Here is a 17,600-nt window from a genome sequence, read left to right as displayed (position 1 = left end):
GCCGGCCAAAGGCCGGTATTTCGACAGAACCTCTGTGAGACGGATCACACATTCTTGCGAAAATGCAAAAGGTGTGAATTCCAAGCCCGGTCTATTTCAGACAATTGGATTGTGGCCCCTTTACGAACGTTGCGGAACTTCATTCCAATTTTAGTTTTGTCGACTAGGTTGTCTTAATGCCGGCGCATGAAACGCAGATGTCAAAGGGGATCGCGCCAGGGCGCGGGCTCCCGCGCGCCCTGCTTTTCGCGCTCGTCTGCTCGACCGTGCTGACCGTAGAGGTACGGCAGGCGGCGGCTTTCGAGATTTTCGGCATCAAGCTTTGGGGCTCGTCCAAGGACGAGGATGCCGACATCGTCGATCCGCTGCGCTACTCGGTGACGATCAATGCGCCTGATGCCGACAAGGATCTGCTCAAGAGGCTCGAAAACGCCTCGGCGCTGAAAAATGACGAGGATCATCCGGTGTCGGGGTCGCTCGGCCTGATGGCCAAGGCACGCGGCGACCGCGAACAGCTCGTCGCCGCCCTCTACGCCGATGCTCGCTACGAAGGCGTGGTCACCATCACGATCGAGGGCAAGTCGATCGACGAATTGCCGCCGGATGCCGAGTTCAAAGGGCCACAGCCCATTCCGGTGGTCATTACGGTTTCCCCCGGGGCGAAATTCACGCTTGGCAACATCCGGCTGAAGGGCGATGCGGCGGGGTTGGCGGCAGCCGATTTCGGCCTGATCGCCGGCGGCGATGCCGGTTCAGGCGCGGTGCTCAAGGCCGAACTGCTGATCGTGCGGGCGCTGAAGGAAGAGGGCAGGCCGCTTGCCAAGGTCACGAACCGCGAGATCGTCGCCGAGCACACCAGCTCGACGCTGGACGTGACGTTGACGGTGGCCGCCGGCCCGGTCGCCGGCTATGGCGACACGACGGTCGAGGGCACGGAAAAGGTCGATCGCGACTTCACCGAATACATGACCGGGCTGAAACGGGGCCAGCAATATTCGCCGCAGGAGATCGACGATGCGCGCGACCGGCTGCTCGGGCTCGAGGTCTTCAACAGCGTGACGATCAAGGAAGGCGACAGGCTCGACGCCAACGGCAACATTCCGATCGGCGTCCAGGTGAGCGAGCGCAAGCCGCGCTATTTCGGCGTCGGCGGCAGCTTCTCGAATACGGAAGGCCTGGGGCTCGAGGGCTATTGGGGGCATCGCAATCTGTTCGGCCAGGCGGAGAAGCTACGCATCGACGGATCGATCAGCGGCATCGGCAGCAACAGCCTTTCCGCACTCAACTACAATGCCGGCGTCATGTTCGAGAAGCCGGGCGTGCTGGGGCCGACGTCGAAATTCTTCACCGGCGTAAAGACGGTGTTCGAACACCCCGATGCCTACGACCATTTCTCGGTCAAGGGCGACGTCGGCGTTTCCTACGACCTCGACAAGAAACAGCGGGTGTCGGCCGAATTCGATCTCGATTATTCGAGGATCACCGACGCCTTCGGCAAGCATACCTATCTGATCGCCAGCGTGCCGCTGCAATATGTCTATGACAGCCGCGACAACAAGCTGAACCCGACCAGGGGATTCCGCTTCTTAGCCTATGCCGAGCCGAGCTACGACATATTGAATGGCGCGACGTTCCTGAAGCTGAAGGGCGAGGGCTACACCTACCAGTCGCTCGACACGGCAAGCCGGTTCGTGCTCGCCGAGCGCGCGACGCTGGGCTCGATCGTCGGCACCGGGCTGCAGAACGTGCCGGCCGACCGTCGCTTCTATTCCGGCGGCGGCGGCTCGGTGCGCGGCTATGCATATCAGGGCATCGGCCCGAAGGATATCAACGGCCAGCCGATCGGCGGTCTCTCCTTCTTCGAAACCTCGGTCGAGATGCGCATCGGCGTCACCGACACGATCGGCATCGTGCCCTTCGTCGATGCCGGCACCGTCTCGACCAAATCCTTCCCCGATTTCTCGAATGTGAAGGTCGGCGCCGGCGTCGGCCTGCGCTATATTACTCCCTTCGGGCCGTTGCGCATCGACGCTGCCGTGCCGCTCAACCGCGATCCGGGCGATCCGCATTTCGGCATTTATGCCGGCATCGGCCAGGCGTTCTGACGATGAAGATGGTCTGGCGCATCCTCCGTATCTGCCTCTACGCGCTGCTTGTGCTGCTCGTGGTGGCGATCGGCGCGCTTGTCGTTCTGACCGACACCGAAGGCGGCCGGCAGAATCTTGCCGGCCTGATTTCGAAGGTGGCTTCGAGCGAGGACCGCAAGGTGACGGTCAGCGGCATCGAAGGCATCTGGTCGGGCGCGCTCAGGGTCGACCACATCGTGCTGGAAGACCGCGCCGGCCCCTGGATGGTGGCGCGCAAGGTAGCGCTCGACTGGTCGCCGGCGGCGCTGCTGTCCTGGAATTTCAATGCCGATCACTTAGCCGCCGAGCGCATCGAGCTGGCGCGGCTGCCGCAGCCGAGCCAGCAGCCATCGCAAGGTGGCTCATCCAGCCTGCCGGTGTCGATCGACGTGAAGCAGATCGACCTGCCGGAGATCGCGCTTGGACAGGAGCTTGCCGGCAGCGGCATCGCCGAACTGGCCGCCAAGGGTTCGCTCAAGGCCGATCCGTCGCCGCTGGCGATCGAAAGCGTGCTCAACGTCAGCCGCCATGACGGCAAGCAAGGCAATGTCGACGCCAAGATCCACTTTGCGCCGGCCGACAACAAGCTCGACCTCGACCTCAAGGCGTCGGAACCGGCCGGCGGCATCATCGCCAATTTGCTCAAGCTGCCGGATGCGCCGCCCGTCAACATCGTCGTGTCCGGCGGCGGGCCTTTGGCCAACTGGAGCGGCGTCGGCACCTTCATGGTCGACGGCCGGATCGTCAGCCAGTTGACCGGCCGGCACCAGCTCACTGACAAGGGCCACCGCATCGAGGCCAAGGGCGACGGCCAGTTCGAAGAGTTCCTGCCGGAGAAGATAAAGGCTCTGTTTGCCGGCAAGACGAGCTTCGACCTCGCCGGAACGGCGACCGCGTCGGGTGGGATCGATATCGAGCAGGCCATCATAGAGAGCGATGCGGTGCACGGCACTGCCACCGGCAATATCGATCCGAAGGGCGCCAGCGACCTTGCGGTCGAGCTCTCCGCAAAGGACAAGCCGGTCACCGTCGATGTCGGCAACAGCTCGGTTCCGATCCTGGTCGCGGTCGAAAAGGCCACGGTGCGCGCCTTCGGCGAGGGCAAGGCGCCGATGCTCGATATCGGCACGTCGCTTACTTCGGTCGCCGTCGGCGGCACGCAGCTCAACAATATTACGGGCGAGATCCATTCCGACGGCTTCGACGTCGAGACCGTTAGCGGCCCGGTCGCCATCAGGCTCGCGGCCGCCGGCCTGAAGACCGATGTCGCGACGCTGGCGCCGCTGGTGACCGGCAAGCTCGCCGCGGATCTTTCCGGCACGATCAGCCGCGAGACCGTGACCATCGACAAAGGCACCTTGCGCAGCGATGCGCTCAATGCCGGGCTGACGGCAAATGTGGCGCTGGCCGACCTTTCGATGACGCTGAAGATGAATGCCGACACCGTCTCGAAGGCATTGCCGCCGCAGATCAGCTCGCTGCTTGGCGAGCGGGTGAAATTCTCGGCCACCGCCACGCGCGATCCGCAAGGCGCGTTCGCCGCCAATTCGCTGGAGATCAGTTCCGGCTCGCTCAGCGCCAGCGGTACCGGCAGCATGCAAGGATCGGATATCCAGGCCAGCGTCAAAGGCACATTGGGCGATGTCTCGCCACTGTCGTCGCTCGCCGGCACGCCGCTTGCCGGCGGGGTCAATTTCGCGCTGACCACGAGCGGCCCGCGCTGGGCGCCGGATTTCTCCGTTTCAGCAGACAGCGCCAGCCTGACGGCCGCCGGCCGCACCGTGAAGGACATCAAACTCTCGGCCAAGGGCAAGGCCGACATCGCCAACCCGTCCGCCGAAATCTCGCTGACGGGCAGCGCCGAGGGGCAGGCGCTGGACATCGAAGCCTCGCTGGTGACGGCCGACGGCAAGCGCTCGATCAGGGGTCTCAGCCTGGCGCTGGGCGACAACAAGGTCTCGGGCGATCTCGCGCTCGACGACAAGTTCCTGCCGCTCGGCACGCTGACGCTTGCCGTGCCCGACATCGGACCGCTCGCGGCGCTCGCAAATCAGAGCGCGACCGGCGATATCAACGGCACGATCGCCTTCGCCAAGAACGGCGAGGCGCCGACCGTCACCGTAAATGCGACCAGCACGTCGATCGCCCGCGGCGATCTGGCGGCGAAAGCCATCACCGTCAACGCGCTGATCGCCAACTATCTGAAAGGGCCGGCGATCTCAGGCACGATCAAGGCCGATAGCGTGACCTCCGGCGGCACGGTCATCAGCGGCATCGGCATCGACTTGAAGCGCGACGGCGAGTGGACGAACTTTACCGGCGGCGCCACGGCGTCCGGCATTCCGGCCACTGCCACCGGCCGGGTGAAGATCGCCAACGGCACGACGAGCGTGGAAATCGCTTCCGGCGAGGCGACGGTGCGCGGCATCAAGGCGGCCATCGCCGAGCCTTCCAGCCTCTCCATCGCCAATGGCGTGACCGCCATCGAGAAGCTCGCGCTCAATCTCGGCGGCGGCTCGGCAACGGTTTCCGGGAGCGCCGGTCAGGCACTGGACCTGACGGCCAATCTCGCCAACCTCCCGTTGGCGCTCGCCAATGATTTCGTGCCCGGCCTCGACGGGGCCGGAACGCTGGAAGGCACGGCACACGTCACGGGTCCATCGTCCAATCCCGACATTCAGTTCGACGCGAAGTTGGCGGGCGCCGAGACCAGCCAGACCCGGCAGGCGGGGCTCGGGCCGCTGGATCTGGACGCTGCCGGTACCTACACGCTGGCGGGCGGCGTCGCCCTGGACCACGCCACGCTTTCGGGCGAAGGGATTTCAGGCAAGGCCGCCGGCACCCTCAACCCGAACGGCGCCAGCGATTTCTCTCTCGACCTTACCTCGTCCGGAGCCAGCCTGCCGTTGACGGTCGGCAGCGCCCAAAGCCCGGTCAAGATCGCTGTCCGGTCCTTGTCGGCAAAGATGGCGGGCGAAAGCACGCAGGCGCGGCTCGATGTGTCCGCGATCCTGCCTTCCATTGCCGCCAGCCAGGCGACGGTCGACGGCCTCACCCTAGCGCTGCATTCGGATGCCTTCGACCTCAAGGGGCGGGCAGGTCAGGTTTCCGGCACGGTGTCGGTGGACAGGATCGGCCTCGACAATCCGACGATCGCGCCGCTGATCGCCGGCAAGGTCACGGCCAAGGTCAATGGCCGCCTGACGACCGATGCTGTTGCCGTCGACAGCGGCTCCTTGAGAAGCGATGCGCTCAACAGCCAGGTCGCCGGCCGGATATCGCTGGGCGACGGTTCGGTCGACCTCAATATGAACGCCAATGTCGCCTCTTCAGCCTTACCGGCGACGGTGCGCGGCATGCTTGGCGAGAGCGCTGCGTTGAGCGCCTCGCTGAAGCGCGATGCCAATGGCAATGTCAATGTCGACGGGCTGAAGCTGAATTCCGGCGCGCTCAGCGCCGACGGGCAGGCGAGCCTTGCCGACGGCAGGTTGGCCGCCGGGATCAGAGGCGCATTGAGCGATGTTTCGGGGCTGTCGAAAGACGCCAAGGGCGCCATCGCCTTTGTCTTGAACGCGCAAGGCCCGGTCACCACGCCGGACCTGTCGATGACGGTGAGCAGCGACCGGCTTTCCGTGGCGGCGCGCGAGATCACGGGACTGAGGCTTACGGCCAGCGGCAAGGCCGATGCCGCCAATCCGGCGGCCAATGTTGAACTCACCGGCAATGTCGCCGGGCAGAATCTGCAAGGCAGCGCAGTGCTCGCCACGACCAATGGCAGCCGCGCGATCAATGGGCTTTTGCTGTCGCTCGGTCCGAACAAGATTGCCGGCGATCTCACTCTCGACGATGCCTTCGTGCCGGTCGGCACCGTTTCGCTCGACCTGCCCGATATCGGGCCGCTGGCCGCGCTGGCGCTGGAAAAAGCCGAGGGCAATGTGCGCGGCACGATCGCTTTTACCAAGGCAGCCAACGGGCCCAATGTCGCCGTCAAGGCGAACACCTCCGAGATCAAGCGCGGCGATCTTTCCGCCAGGAATGTCGCCATCGACGCGCAGATCGCGAATTACATGGCGGCACCGGTTATTGCCGGCACGGTACGCGCCGAGAGCGTGACTTCCGGCGGAACCGCCATCACCGGCATCGATGTCGACCTCAAGCGCGACGGCGACTGGACCGGCTTCTCCGGCGGCGCCACCGTCAAGAATATCCCGGCGAAGGCAGCCGGCCGGGTAAGGATCGCCAACGGCACGACGACCGTCGAGCTCGCGTCGGGCCAGGCGACGATGCAGGGCATCAAGGCCGCGATCGCGCAGGCCTCGACCGTGACCATTGCCAACGGGGTGACGACGCTCGACCGGCTGGTGCTGAATCTCGGCGGCGGCACGGCGACGGTGACTGGCAAGGTCGCGCAGACGCTCGACATCAACGCCAATCTGGCTCGGGTGCCGATCTCGCTCGCCAACAGTTTCTCGCCGGGTCTCGACGCGGTCGGCTCGGTCTCGGGCACGGTCAAGGTCACCGGCGCGCCGGCGACCCCATCGGCCGCCTTCAACATCGATGCGTCCGGCGTGCAGACCTCGCAGACGCGCGGCGCCGGCCTCGGCGGCATGAATGTGTCGTCGTCGGGAACCTTCGCCGGCAACAAGCTCGCCTTCGACGCCAACATCAGCGATGGCGCCGGCCTCGGCCTCAAGGGTGGCGGCACGGTGGCGACGACAGGCACGCCCACCTTGGCGCTCGACTTCAAGGGCAAGGTGCCGTTTTCCTTCCTTGCCGCCAAGCTCGCCGCGCAAGGTCTGGCGCTCAACGGCACTGCCAATGTCGATGTGCAGGTGCGCGGCCCCGCATCCGCGCCGGTGATCAGCGGCAAAGTCACGACATCCGGCGCGCGCCTTATCGATGCGCGTTCCGGCCTGGCGGTCAACGATATCGACGCCGACGTTTCGATCGGCGGCGGCATCGCCAGGATCAATCGCTTGACCGGAAAGCTGTCGACGCGCGGCAGCCTGTCGGCCAGCGGCACGGTGGGCATCACGCCGGCGCAAGGCTTCCCGGCCGACCTGTCGATCAAGCTCAGCGATGGCCGCTACACCGACGGCCGGGTGGTGACCGCCAATCTCGGCGGCGACCTGACCGTCAAGGGGCCGCTGGTCTCGGCACCGGTGATCGCCGGCACCATCAATCTGGCGAGGACGGTCATCACCGTTCCGGACAAGCTGCCCGGGTCACTCTCGGAACTCAACGTCAAGCACAAGAACGCGCCACGCGCCGTGCGGGCACAGGACAAGGCGCTGCGCCCGCCAACGTCCAGCGGCAGCAGCAAGGGCGGCAGCGGCCTGACGCTTGACGTGACGGTCAACGCGCCGAACCAGATCTTCATCCAGGGCAGGGGCGTCGACGCCGAGCTCGGCGGCTCGCTCAAACTAACCGGCCCGGCGTCGTCACCGCAGGCCGTGGGCACTTTCACCTTGCAGCGTGGACGGCTAACGATCCTTGCAAAACGGCTGACATTCACGGAGGGCACGGTCGGGTTCCAGGGATCGCTGGTGCCTTACCTCAATCTCACCGCGACCACCACGACAAGCAGTGCCACCGTGACAATCGTGGTTTCCGGCGAGGCGACCGATCCGAAATTCAACTTCTCCTCGGTGCCGGCGCTGCCCCAGGACGAGGTCCTGGCGCAGCTCATCTTCGGTCAATCCATGTCCAGACTGTCACCGCTGCAGATCGCTCAGCTCGCCGACGCCGCCGCGCAATTGGCAGGCGCCGGCGGCACGACCTCGCTGCTCGACAGCCTGCGCAACGCAATCGGCGTCGACGATCTCGACGTGACGACGGACGAGAAGGGCGGCACCGCGGTTTCGGCCGGCAAATACCTTAACGACCGCACCTATGTGACCATACAGAAGGGCGATAAGCCGGGCTCCGGCAAGGCCACGATCGACCTCAATGTCGGTCGCGGCGTGAAGCTGCGCGGCGAGGCCAATGATGCCGGCGAAGCCAAGGGCGGCGTCTTCTACGAACGCGAATATTGAGGCCGCGCCGGCGCTTCTGTGTCTGCCCAGCAGGCTGGCCGCCGCGAGGACAGGGCCGTTATCCGTATAAAATGTATTGATTTAATCGCCCGCAACGATTTTTTTGGAAATCCGCCTCGCGATAACAAATTTGCGTCAAGACTGTCGCTAACGCGCGAACCGGGTTGTAGCCAAAGATGCACATTCCCTGGCATGTTCCTACTCCACACCGTGTTTTGACATCACGGTCTGGATGCGGAATGTTAAAAGGCGGAAAGCCAACAATGGGAGTAAGTCATGGCAATCTATAAGAGCAATGGTGATCGTGTTCCCGATCACATCCTGAAAATGGCTGAAGAAGCCAAATCGGGCGGCGTGGACCGCCGCGAATTCCTGGCTATGGCCAGCGTCTTCGGCGCTTCGACGGCAATGGCCTATGGCATGCTCGGCCTCGCCGCGCCGACCCCGGCCCGGGCCGAGGACGTGCAGGGCAAGAAGGGCGGCGTGCTCAAGGTCGCGATGTCGATCAAGGATCCGAAGGATCCGCGCACCGCCGACTGGTCCGAAATCTCCAATGCCGAGCGCCAGGCGCTCGAGCCGCTGGTGAAATACACGAAGGAATATACTTTCGCGCCGTATCTGCTGGCGAGCTGGGACATCAACGACGACGCCACCGAATACACGCTGCATGTGCGGCCGGGCGTCGAATGGAACAACGGCGACAAGTTCACCGCCGACGACGTGATCTACAATTTCACGCGCTGGGCGGATAAGGGCGCGGAAGGCAACTCCATGCCTGGCCGCCTCGGCAGCCTCGTCGACGACACGACCAAAAAGCTGCGCGAAGGCTCCGTCGTCAAGGTCGACGACATGACCGTCAAGCTCAAGCTGACCAAGCCCGACATCGCCATCATCCCGAACCTTTGCGACTATCCGGCGCTGGTCGTGCACAAGACCTTCGACGAGAAGGGCGCCAACTTCAAGAGCTGCCCGATCGGCACCGGTCCGTTCGAGCTCGTCTCCTACGACGTCGGCCAGAAGGTGGTCTACAAGCGCCGCGAGACCGGCAAGTGGTGGCAGGGCGAGGCCTTCCTCGATGGCGTCGAGTTCATCGATTACGGCACCGATCCGGCCGCGACCGTCTCGGCCTTCGAGTCGGGCGAAGTCCAGACCAACCACGAAACGACCGCCGACTACATCAAGATCATCGCCGACGTCGGCGCTCCGGTCTCGGAAGTCGTGACGGCTGCCACCGTGGTGTCGCGCTTCAACATCACCCACAAGCCCTATGACGACCAGAAGGTTCGTCAGGCGATGTTGCTTGCCGTCGACAACGCCACCGTGCTGCAGCTCGGCTACGGCAATGCCGGTACGCCGGCCGAAAACCACCACGTCGCGCCGATCCATCCGGAATACGTCAAGCTGCCGGAGGTCAAGCGCGACATCGCCAAGGCCAAGCAGATGCTGACGGAGGCCGGCGCGATCGATTTCGAGCACGAACTGATCAGCAACGACGAGGACTACCACAAGAACACCACGGACGCGATCGCCGCCCAGCTGCGCGAAGCCGGCATCAAGGTGAAGCGCACCGTGCTGCCGAGCTCGACCTTCTGGAACGACTGGACGAAGTATCCGTTCTCGGAAACCAACTGGAACATGCGCCCGCTGGGCATCCAGGTGATCGCCATCGCTTACCGCACCGGTGAAGCTTGGAACGAGACGGCCTACGCCAATCCGGACTTCGACAAGAAGGTGAACGAGGCGCTCGGCATTGCCGATGCGGAGAAGCGCAAGGTTGTGATGAAGGATATCGAGCAGACCCTGCAAGATTCCGGCATCATCATCCAGCCTTACTGGCGCAAGCTCTACATCAACATCAAGCCCGAGGTGAAGAACCACTCGATGCACCCCACCTACGAGCACGACTTCGGCAAGGTCTGGCTCGAGCAGGCATGATCCATAGCGCGATGGATACGAGGGGCCGCGGCCCCTCGTATTTGCAGCTTCGTCGCCGTTGCATATCCTGCAGCGGCGGCGGGGCGTCATCCGCTTTTCGAAACAGGGTTGAGCGTATCTGACCCCAACCCGGCCGGCAGGGGGGCACATGTTCTCATTCATCGCCAGACGCATCGGCACGATACTGCTCACGATGCTGTGCCTGACGCTGGTCGTCTTCTTTCTCGTCAATCTCGAGCCCAATCTGAAGAAACTGGCGATCAGCCAGACCGAGATGCACACGCCAGCCGACCAGCTCGAAAGCTGGCTGGTCAATCATGGCTACCGGCAGAACTTCTTCGTGCGCTACGGCCAGTGGCTGGGGGTCCTGCCGAAGCATCCGATCACCGATCCGGCGACCGGCAAGACGACGCAGCGCTTCTCGTTCTGCAACGACCCGGCCGAGCCGCAATTCTCCGGCGTCCTGCAGGGCGATTTCGGCTGCTCGACCAAGTTCAAGACGACGGTCGCGGCCAAGCTGTTCCCGGCCCTCGGCGCCACCGGATTGTTGATGTTCTGGGTGCTGGCGGTGATGGTGCCGATCTCGCTGCTGATCGGCATTCTCGCCGGCATGCGCGAGGGCTCGCGCACCGACCGCGTGCTGTCGGTGGCCTCGATCGCCTCGACGGCGACGCCCGAATACGTGTCGGGCGTCATCTTCACCGTCATCTTCGCATCTTGGCTCGGTTGGCTGAACGGCTCGGCGGCGTCCGCCAGCCAGGGCATAACCTTCTACAATTTCACGCTGCCGGTGATCACCCTGGCGATCTACGGCATCGGCTATATCGCGCGCATGACACGCGCCTCGATGGTCGAGGTGATGACGCAGCAATATATCCGCACCGCCCGGCTGAAGGGCCTGTCCTTCAGCAGCGTGGTCATCAAGCATGCGTTGCGCAACGCGCTGATTGCGCCCTTCACCGTCATCATGCTGCAGTTCCCGTGGCTGCTCACCGGCGTCGTCATCGTCGAGGTGATGTTCCGCTACCAGGGTTTCGGCTACACGCTGGTCGAGGCCGCCGGCAACAACGACATCGACCTGCTGCTCGGCTGCTCGCTGGTCTCGGTGTTCATCGTGCTGATCACGCAGCTGATTTCCGACGTCGGCTACGCGTTTCTCAATCCGCGTATCAGGGTTCAGTAGAGGCAGGGGCCGATGCAAACCGAATATATCAGCGCCTTCAACGTGGTTATCGGCGTGCTCTGGCGGTTCTGGCCGGTGTGGGTCGGGCTCATCCTGGTGATGGGCGCCAGCTTTACCTACAAGAAGCGGCTCGGGCTCTACGGCCAGCTCTTCGACAGCGGCGTCGGCATTGCCGGCGTCTTCATCTGCCTGTTCTGGCTGTTCACGGCGATCTTCGCCTCCACCATCTCGCCCTTCGATCCGCTGGCGCAGGTCTCGGTGATGAAGGACACGCTGCCCGGGGCGATCGAGCCGGCGTCGAAGCTCGTCTATTATTTCGGCGGCGACAAGCTCGCCCGCGACGTGTTCTCGCGGATGGTCTATGGCAGCCAGATCGTGCTGATCATCGCGCCGGCCGCCACCGGCTTCGCGCTGATGGTCGGCATCACGCTCGGCCTGCCGGCTGGTTATTATGGCGGCAAGATCGACACGCTCTTGTCGTTCCTTGCCAATCTGGTGCTGGCCTTCCCGGTCATCCTCCTGTTTTACCTGCTGGTGACGCCGGGCATCATGGACACGCCGATCCCCTATGGGATGGCGGGACTGTTCTTCCTGTTCCCGATCATCTTCTTCTGCGTGCTGTTCTGGACCCGCTACAAGAACCGGCCGGACCGGCTCTATATCCTGCTCGGCATCACGCTGGTCCTAGGCGGCTGGATCTATACGGGCCTCGTCTTCGACAAGGATCCGCTGCGCATCGTCCATATCGATCCCAACCAGCTCAACATCTTCGTGGCGGTGGTGTTCGCCTCCAGCCCGGGCGTGTTCCGCATCGTGCGCGGGCTGACCATGGACATCAAGACGCGCGACTACGTGGCGGCGGCGCAGACGCGCGGTGAATCGCCCTGGTACATCATGCTGTGGGAGATCCTGCCCAATGCGCGCGGTCCGCTGATCGTCGATGCCTGCCTGCGCATCGGCTACACGACGATCCTGCTCGGAACGCTCGGCTATTTCGGCTTGGGCCTGGCGCCGGAAAGCCCCGACTGGGGCACCGCGATCAAGGACGCCAGCCGCCTCTTGCGGTCCTTCATCCACCCGGCGCTGCCGCCGACGATCGCGCTGATGTCGTTCGTGCTGGGGCTGAACCTGTTGGCGGATTCGCTGCGTGAACAGTCGATGAAAGATTGATGGCGGGGTTTTCGGCCCCATCTTCCAAGGACCAAGGATTGGAGCGACCCATGAACGAGGCAGTTCGAGATCCAGCCAAGGCGACCAGTCAGCCGATCATCGAGATCGAGAACCTCTCGATCTCCTTCTTCACCCGCAAGGGCGAGATCCCGGCCGTGATGGATTTTTCCTGCACGGTCATGCCCGGCGAGGCGATGGGCATCGTGGGCGAATCCGGCTGCGGCAAGTCGACCGTGTCGCTCGGGATCATGCGCGACCTCTCCAACATCGGGAAGATCGTCGGCGGAAAGATCAAGTTCCAGGGCAAGGACATGGGCGAGCTCTCCGAGGATGAGCTGCGCTCGATCCGCGGCAACAAGATCGCCATGATCTACCAGGAGCCGATGGCGAGCCTCAATCCGGCGATGAAGATCGGCCAGCAGCTGATGGAAGTGCCGCTGATCCACGATAAGGTGTCGAAGGAAGAGGCCTACAACCGTGCCCTGGAGATGGTGCGGGCGGTGAAGCTCCCCGACCCGGAGCGCATGATGCGCTCCTATCCGCACCAGCTGTCGGGCGGGCAGCAGCAGCGCATCGTGATTGCGATGGCGCTGCTTTCCAAACCGGCGCTCTTGTTGCTCGACGAGCCGACGACGGCGCTCGACGTCACGGTCGAGGCCGGCATCGTCGAGCTGGTCAAGGGTCTGGGCGAGAAGTTCGGCACCTCGATGATCTTCGTGTCGCACAATCTCGGCCTCATCCTCGAGACCTGCGACAAGATCACGGTGATGTATTCCGGCGAAGCGGTCGAGACCGGCAAGATCGAGGACGTGTTCGACCGGATGCGCCACCCCTACACGCAAGGGCTGTTCCGCTCGATCCCGCTGCCTGGCGCCGACAAGAACTCGCGGCCGCTGATCTCCATTCCTGGACAGTTGCCGCTGCCGCATGAGCGGCCGAAGGGCTGCAATTTCGGGCCACGCTGCCACCATTTCGTCGAGGGCGTCTGCAACGCCGCGGAAATCCCGATGATCCCGGTCGAGGGCCATGAGGGCCATTTCTCGCGCTGCGTGCGGTTCAACGAGATCGACTGGGAGGCGCTGCCGCCCGGTGCCAAGAAGGTCAACGAAAAGGTCGAGCCCGGCGCGCCGGTGCTCAAGATCGACGATCTCAAGAAATACTACAAGGTCGGCGGCAGCGAGGTGTTCGGCTCGAGCGAAGGCCGCGTCGTCAAGGCCAACGAGACGATCTCGTTCACCGCGCGCGAATCCGAGACGGTCGCGATTGTCGGCGAATCCGGCTGCGGCAAGTCGACGCTCGCCAAGGTGTTGTTGGGCCTCGAGACCGCAAGCTCCGGCACCGTGACGCTGGGCAACAAGGAGATCCAGTCGACCGGCATCGAGCGCCGCAATGTCGAGACGGTGTCTTCGATCCAGATGGTGTTCCAGAATCCGTTCGACACGCTGAACCCCAGCCACACGGTCGGCTCGCAGATCATCCGCACGCTGGAGAAGTTCAAAGTCGGCAGGACAGTCGCCGAGCGGCGCCAGCGGATGCTGGAACTGCTCGACCTGGTGAAGCTGCCGCGCGCCTTCGAAACGCGCAAGCCGCGCCAGTTGTCGGGCGGGCAGAAGCAGCGTATCGGCGTCGCGCGCGCTTTTGCCGGCGACGCCAAGGTGGTGGTGGCCGACGAGCCGGTCTCGGCGCTCGACGTCTCTGTGCAGGCGGCGGTGACCGAGCTGTTGATGGACATCCAGCGCAAGAACAAGACCACGATGCTGTTCATCAGCCACGATCTGTCGGTGGTGCGCTACATCGCCGACCGCGTCGTCGTCATGTATCTCGGCTACATCGTCGAGCAAGGCACGACCGATCAGATATTCTCGCCGCCTTACCATCCCTATACAGAGGCGCTGCTGTCGGCTATCCCGATCGCCGACACCAGCGTGGTCAAGAAGCACATCGTGCTGGAAGGCGACATCCCGTCGGCGATGAACCCGCCGACCGGCTGCCCGTTCCAGACGCGCTGCGGCTACAAGAGGCTGGTGCCCGACAATCTGTGCGAGACGAAGGTGCCGCCGGTGAAGAATCTCGGCAACGGCCATATGAGCCTGTGCTGGCTCTCGGACGATGTCCTGGCCAAGATGGAACCGGTCATCAAGTTCGACAAGGAACATGCCGCGCGTGAAGGCGTGCCGGATGATGCGCCGCACGGCGAGGGGCCAGGCTTTGCCGGTTCGCCGCCGCAGCGTCCCGACGGCAAAAACGCCAGCGCGGAGGCCGATGCGATCGGAAAGGGCATCGAGGAGAACGACGAGGTGCTCAAAGCCCGTCGCCACGAAGTGCGCGACGAGGATTCGGAAACCGGTGTCTCAAGGCCGAAGGACACGACAAGGCGGCACTAGACCCGGTTCCTTAACATAGAAGTTTTGACCGGTTGGTTATGTGTGCGTTGGCAAAGCCCATGCCTTGGCGATTGGCCGAGGCGCCTATCGCGATCGTCATCCACGGGCGGAGCAAGGAGCGTAGCGACGCGCGCAGACCCGAGGATCCATGCCGTGACATGGAAGCGCCGCGGCGGCCCAGAAATTCTGCACCGTTGCACACTTCGGTCTAGGTAACGGAATGGATTCTAGGGTCTGCGCGCGTCGCTACGCTCCTTGCTCCGCCCTAGAATGACGAGGTTCAGGAGCCTTCAGCTCATCGCCAGCGTTTGCGTTGATAGCCTTGCCCGACAAGCCTTCAATCTTTCAAAATCACCGTGTTGAGGAACTAGTTGCCGCACTGCCGCATCTGCGCGGCGTAATCGCGCGCCATCTGGTCGGTGGCGCGCGCGTAGTTTTGAACGCCGCCATCGCCCCGGTTGCCGCGGCCATAGGCGGTCCAGCCGAGATAATAGGCCAGATAGAGATTGTAGGTGTCGTTGCGGGCGACGCCGAACGTGTCGGCCGTCTTTGAGTGGTACCAGCCGACGAAATCGATGGCGTCGGCAAAGCGCGTACGGCGCGCCGCCCAGTTGCCGGTCTCGCTTTGATATTGCGACCATGTGCCGTCGAGCGCCTGCGAGTAGCCGGTGGCGCTCGAGACATGCGTCCACGGGATGAAGCCGAGCAGCTTGGTGCGCGGCGGGCGGGCATTGCTCTTGAAGCCGGATTCCTTGCGCACCGTCGCCATCAGCACGGGGACGGGAACGCCGTATTTCCGCTCGGTCCGTTCGGCGGCGGACTGCCAGTTGTCGAACCAGCCGTCATTCTGGTCGAAGACGGCGCAGACATTGTTGATGTGACTGGGCGCCGTCGCGCAGGCCGAAAGCGCCAGCAGCACGGAGACAGCGACAATTTTACTAAAACTCGACCTACGCATTGGAAGACGAATAGGCCGAAATCATAAAAGGAGTGTTGCGCGCTTTCTTAACGAGGGGTGGGAAGCGCGAAAAGCTAAGTATCGATATAACGACTACTCGTGTCGCTATTCTTTTCCTCGATTTTGAAAAATGCCGCCTTGGCTAAAATCACGCCGGCAAATGGCGAATTCCTGACAGCTCGCATGCGATGCCGGCGCTCTGATGCGCGCATGAGCGAACCAAGACGCAAGCGCGGCGCCGAGCGCACCAGCAACCGGGGACCAGCCGCCATCCCGCAACTGCCGGCGCGGCGGGTGGAGAATCCCTATCCGCCGATGGCGCTGCTGTCGGCCGAGCAGATCGAAGCCATCCACCAGGCATCGATGCACATATTGGAGAATTTCGGCATCGAGGTGATGAGCGCACGCGCCCTGTCGCTGTTCGAGCGCGCCGGCGCCAAAGTCGACCACGGCTCGATGAATGTGCGCATCGATCGCGGCATGGTCGAGGAGGCGCTGAAGTCGACGCGCTCGGCCTATACGCTGACGCCCCGAAACCCAGACCACGCCATCCATCTTGGCGGCAGCACCATCAACTTCACGCTCGTCGCCGGGCCGCCCAATGTGCATGACATGGAACGCGGCCGCCGCGCCGGCAACCTCGCCGACTACTCGGACCTCGTCCGGCTGGCGCAGCATTTCAACTGCATCCACATGCTGGGCAACCAGGTCTGCGCCCCGGTCGAGCTGCCGGCGAACACCAGGCATATGGATACCTATTTCGCCAATCTGACGCTGACCGACAAATGCTTCCATGTCTCGGCGATCGGGCGGGGCAGGGCGCTGGACGGCATCGAGATGATGGCGATCGCGCGCGGGCTGACGCTTGAGCAGATGGGAGAGGACCCCGGCGTCACCACCATCATTTCGGTCAACTCGCCGCGCCGCTTCGACGAGATGATGGCCGAAGGGCTGATGACCATGGCCGAATACGGCCAGTCGGTGGCGGTGACGCCGTTCACGCTGATGGGGGCGATGAGCCCGGTAACGCTGGCCGGCGCGCTGGCGCAGCAGAATGCCGAAGCGCTGTTCGGCATCGTGCTGACGCAGCTGGTGCGTCCGGGTGCGCCGGTGATGTATGGCGCCTTCACCTCCAATGTCGACATGAAGTCGGGCGCGCCCGCCTTCGGCACGCCGGAGAACACCAAGGCCAACATCGCTTCCGGGCAGTTGGCGCGGCGTTACAAATTGCCTTACCGCACGACGCCTGGCTCGGCCTCCAATGCCGCCGATGCGCAGGGCGCCTACGAGACGCTGATGGCGCTGTGGGGCGCGGTGCTCGGCAACGGCAATCTCGTCTACCACGCCGCCGGCTGGCAGGAAGGTGGGCTGACGGCGTCGTTCGAAAAGCTCATCATCGATGTCGAGATGATCCAGCACATGATGGAGTTCCTGCGGCCGATCGTCGTCGACGAGGCGGAACTTGCGGTCCAGGCGCTCGGCGCGGTGCCGACCGGCGGCCACTTCTTCGGCGAGCCGCACACGCTGGAGCGCTACGCCACCGCCTTCTACCAGCCGATGCTTTCCAACTGGCAGAATTACGAGGCCTGGCAGGAGGCGGGTGCGCTCGACACGACGGCGCGCGCGACGCGGCTGTGGAAGAAGGCGCTGGAGGAATATGTCCAGCCGGCCATGGATCCCGCGGTGCGCGAGGCGCTCGAAGCCTATATGGCGCGCCGCAAGGAAGCGATTGGGCAGGGTGAGCCGTGAGGGAACAGCTTCCCATCCTGATTCATTTCAATCTCTCAACTCACTGAACCAACGAGAAAA

Annotated in this window: 8 protein-coding genes; 7 read left to right on the top strand and 1 reads right to left on the bottom strand. The window is 63.7% G+C overall.

All coding sequences use genetic code 11. The annotated features are described in order from the left end of the window. Positions 1 to 176: 176 nt before the first annotated feature. The 6 genes from LB538_RS03525 to LB538_RS03500 all read left to right on the top strand — a co-directional run bounded on the left by LB538_RS03525 (position 177) and on the right by LB538_RS03500 (position 14,833). Positions 177 to 2,105: an autotransporter assembly complex protein TamA gene (locus tag LB538_RS03525; RefSeq protein ID WP_224531836.1), complete on the top strand. Its 1,929-nt coding sequence runs from the start codon at positions 177 to 179 to the stop codon at positions 2,103 to 2,105. A gap of 2 nt (positions 2,106 to 2,107) precedes the next feature. Next, on the top strand, positions 2,108 to 8,161 hold the full coding sequence (locus LB538_RS03520; RefSeq protein ID WP_224531835.1) for a translocation/assembly module TamB domain-containing protein: 6,054 nt from the start codon (positions 2,108 to 2,110) through the stop codon (positions 8,159 to 8,161). A 276-nt stretch (positions 8,162 to 8,437) separates the two neighbouring features. Continuing rightward, a complete protein-coding gene (locus tag LB538_RS03515) occupies positions 8,438 to 10,096 on the top strand; it encodes an ABC transporter substrate-binding protein (protein ID WP_140839585.1) in 1,659 nt (552 codons plus the stop codon). A 148-nt stretch (positions 10,097 to 10,244) separates the two neighbouring features. Beyond that, entirely contained in the window at positions 10,245 to 11,279 is a 1,035-nt protein-coding gene (locus tag LB538_RS03510) for an ABC transporter permease (protein WP_095768933.1), read from the top strand. Between the two features lie 12 nt (positions 11,280 to 11,291). Beyond that, complete coding sequence (locus tag LB538_RS03505) at positions 11,292 to 12,449, top strand: ABC transporter permease (RefSeq protein ID WP_140839587.1); 1,158 nt, start codon at positions 11,292 to 11,294, stop codon at positions 12,447 to 12,449. Between the two features lie 50 nt (positions 12,450 to 12,499). Further along, on the top strand, positions 12,500 to 14,833 hold the full coding sequence (locus LB538_RS03500) for an ABC transporter ATP-binding protein (protein ID WP_224531833.1): 2,334 nt from the start codon (positions 12,500 to 12,502) through the stop codon (positions 14,831 to 14,833). Between the two features lie 367 nt (positions 14,834 to 15,200). Here the strand turns inward: LB538_RS03500 and LB538_RS03495 are convergent, their stop codons facing one another. Beyond that, on the bottom strand, positions 15,201 to 15,791 hold the full coding sequence (locus LB538_RS03495) for a hypothetical protein (RefSeq protein ID WP_095768936.1): 591 nt from the start codon (positions 15,789 to 15,791) through the stop codon (positions 15,201 to 15,203). A gap of 210 nt (positions 15,792 to 16,001) precedes the next feature. On the opposite strand from LB538_RS03495, the gene LB538_RS03490 reads away from it, so the two are divergent. Beyond that, complete coding sequence (locus LB538_RS03490) at positions 16,002 to 17,540, top strand: trimethylamine methyltransferase family protein (RefSeq protein ID WP_224531830.1); 1,539 nt, start codon at positions 16,002 to 16,004, stop codon at positions 17,538 to 17,540. Positions 17,541 to 17,600 lie beyond the last annotated feature (60 nt).

Origin of the sequence: Mesorhizobium sp. Ca11 (genome assembly GCF_020165275.1) — a bacterium.
In the GTDB taxonomy this organism is placed as follows: domain Bacteria; phylum Pseudomonadota; class Alphaproteobacteria; order Rhizobiales; family Rhizobiaceae; genus Mesorhizobium.
This window is presented reverse-complemented; position numbering and strand designations above follow the sequence as displayed.

Bases quoted from the DNA above. Each gene is read 5' to 3' on its own strand.
- LB538_RS03525 (WP_224531836.1), top strand. From the start codon at position 177: ATGCCGGCGCATGAAACGCAGATGTCAAAGGGGATCGCGCCAGGGCGC.
- LB538_RS03520 (WP_224531835.1), top strand. From the start codon at position 2,108: ATGAAGATGGTCTGGCGCATCCTCCGTATCTGCCTCTACGCGCTGCTT.
- LB538_RS03515 (WP_140839585.1), top strand. From the start codon at position 8,438: ATGGCAATCTATAAGAGCAATGGTGATCGTGTTCCCGATCACATCCTG.
- LB538_RS03510 (WP_095768933.1), top strand. From the start codon at position 10,245: ATGTTCTCATTCATCGCCAGACGCATCGGCACGATACTGCTCACGATG.
- LB538_RS03505 (WP_140839587.1), top strand. From the start codon at position 11,292: ATGCAAACCGAATATATCAGCGCCTTCAACGTGGTTATCGGCGTGCTC.
- LB538_RS03500 (WP_224531833.1), top strand. From the start codon at position 12,500: ATGAACGAGGCAGTTCGAGATCCAGCCAAGGCGACCAGTCAGCCGATC.
- LB538_RS03495 (WP_095768936.1), bottom strand. From the start codon at position 15,791: ATGCGTAGGTCGAGTTTTAGTAAAATTGTCGCTGTCTCCGTGCTGCTG.
- LB538_RS03490 (WP_224531830.1), top strand. From the start codon at position 16,002: ATGAGCGAACCAAGACGCAAGCGCGGCGCCGAGCGCACCAGCAACCGG.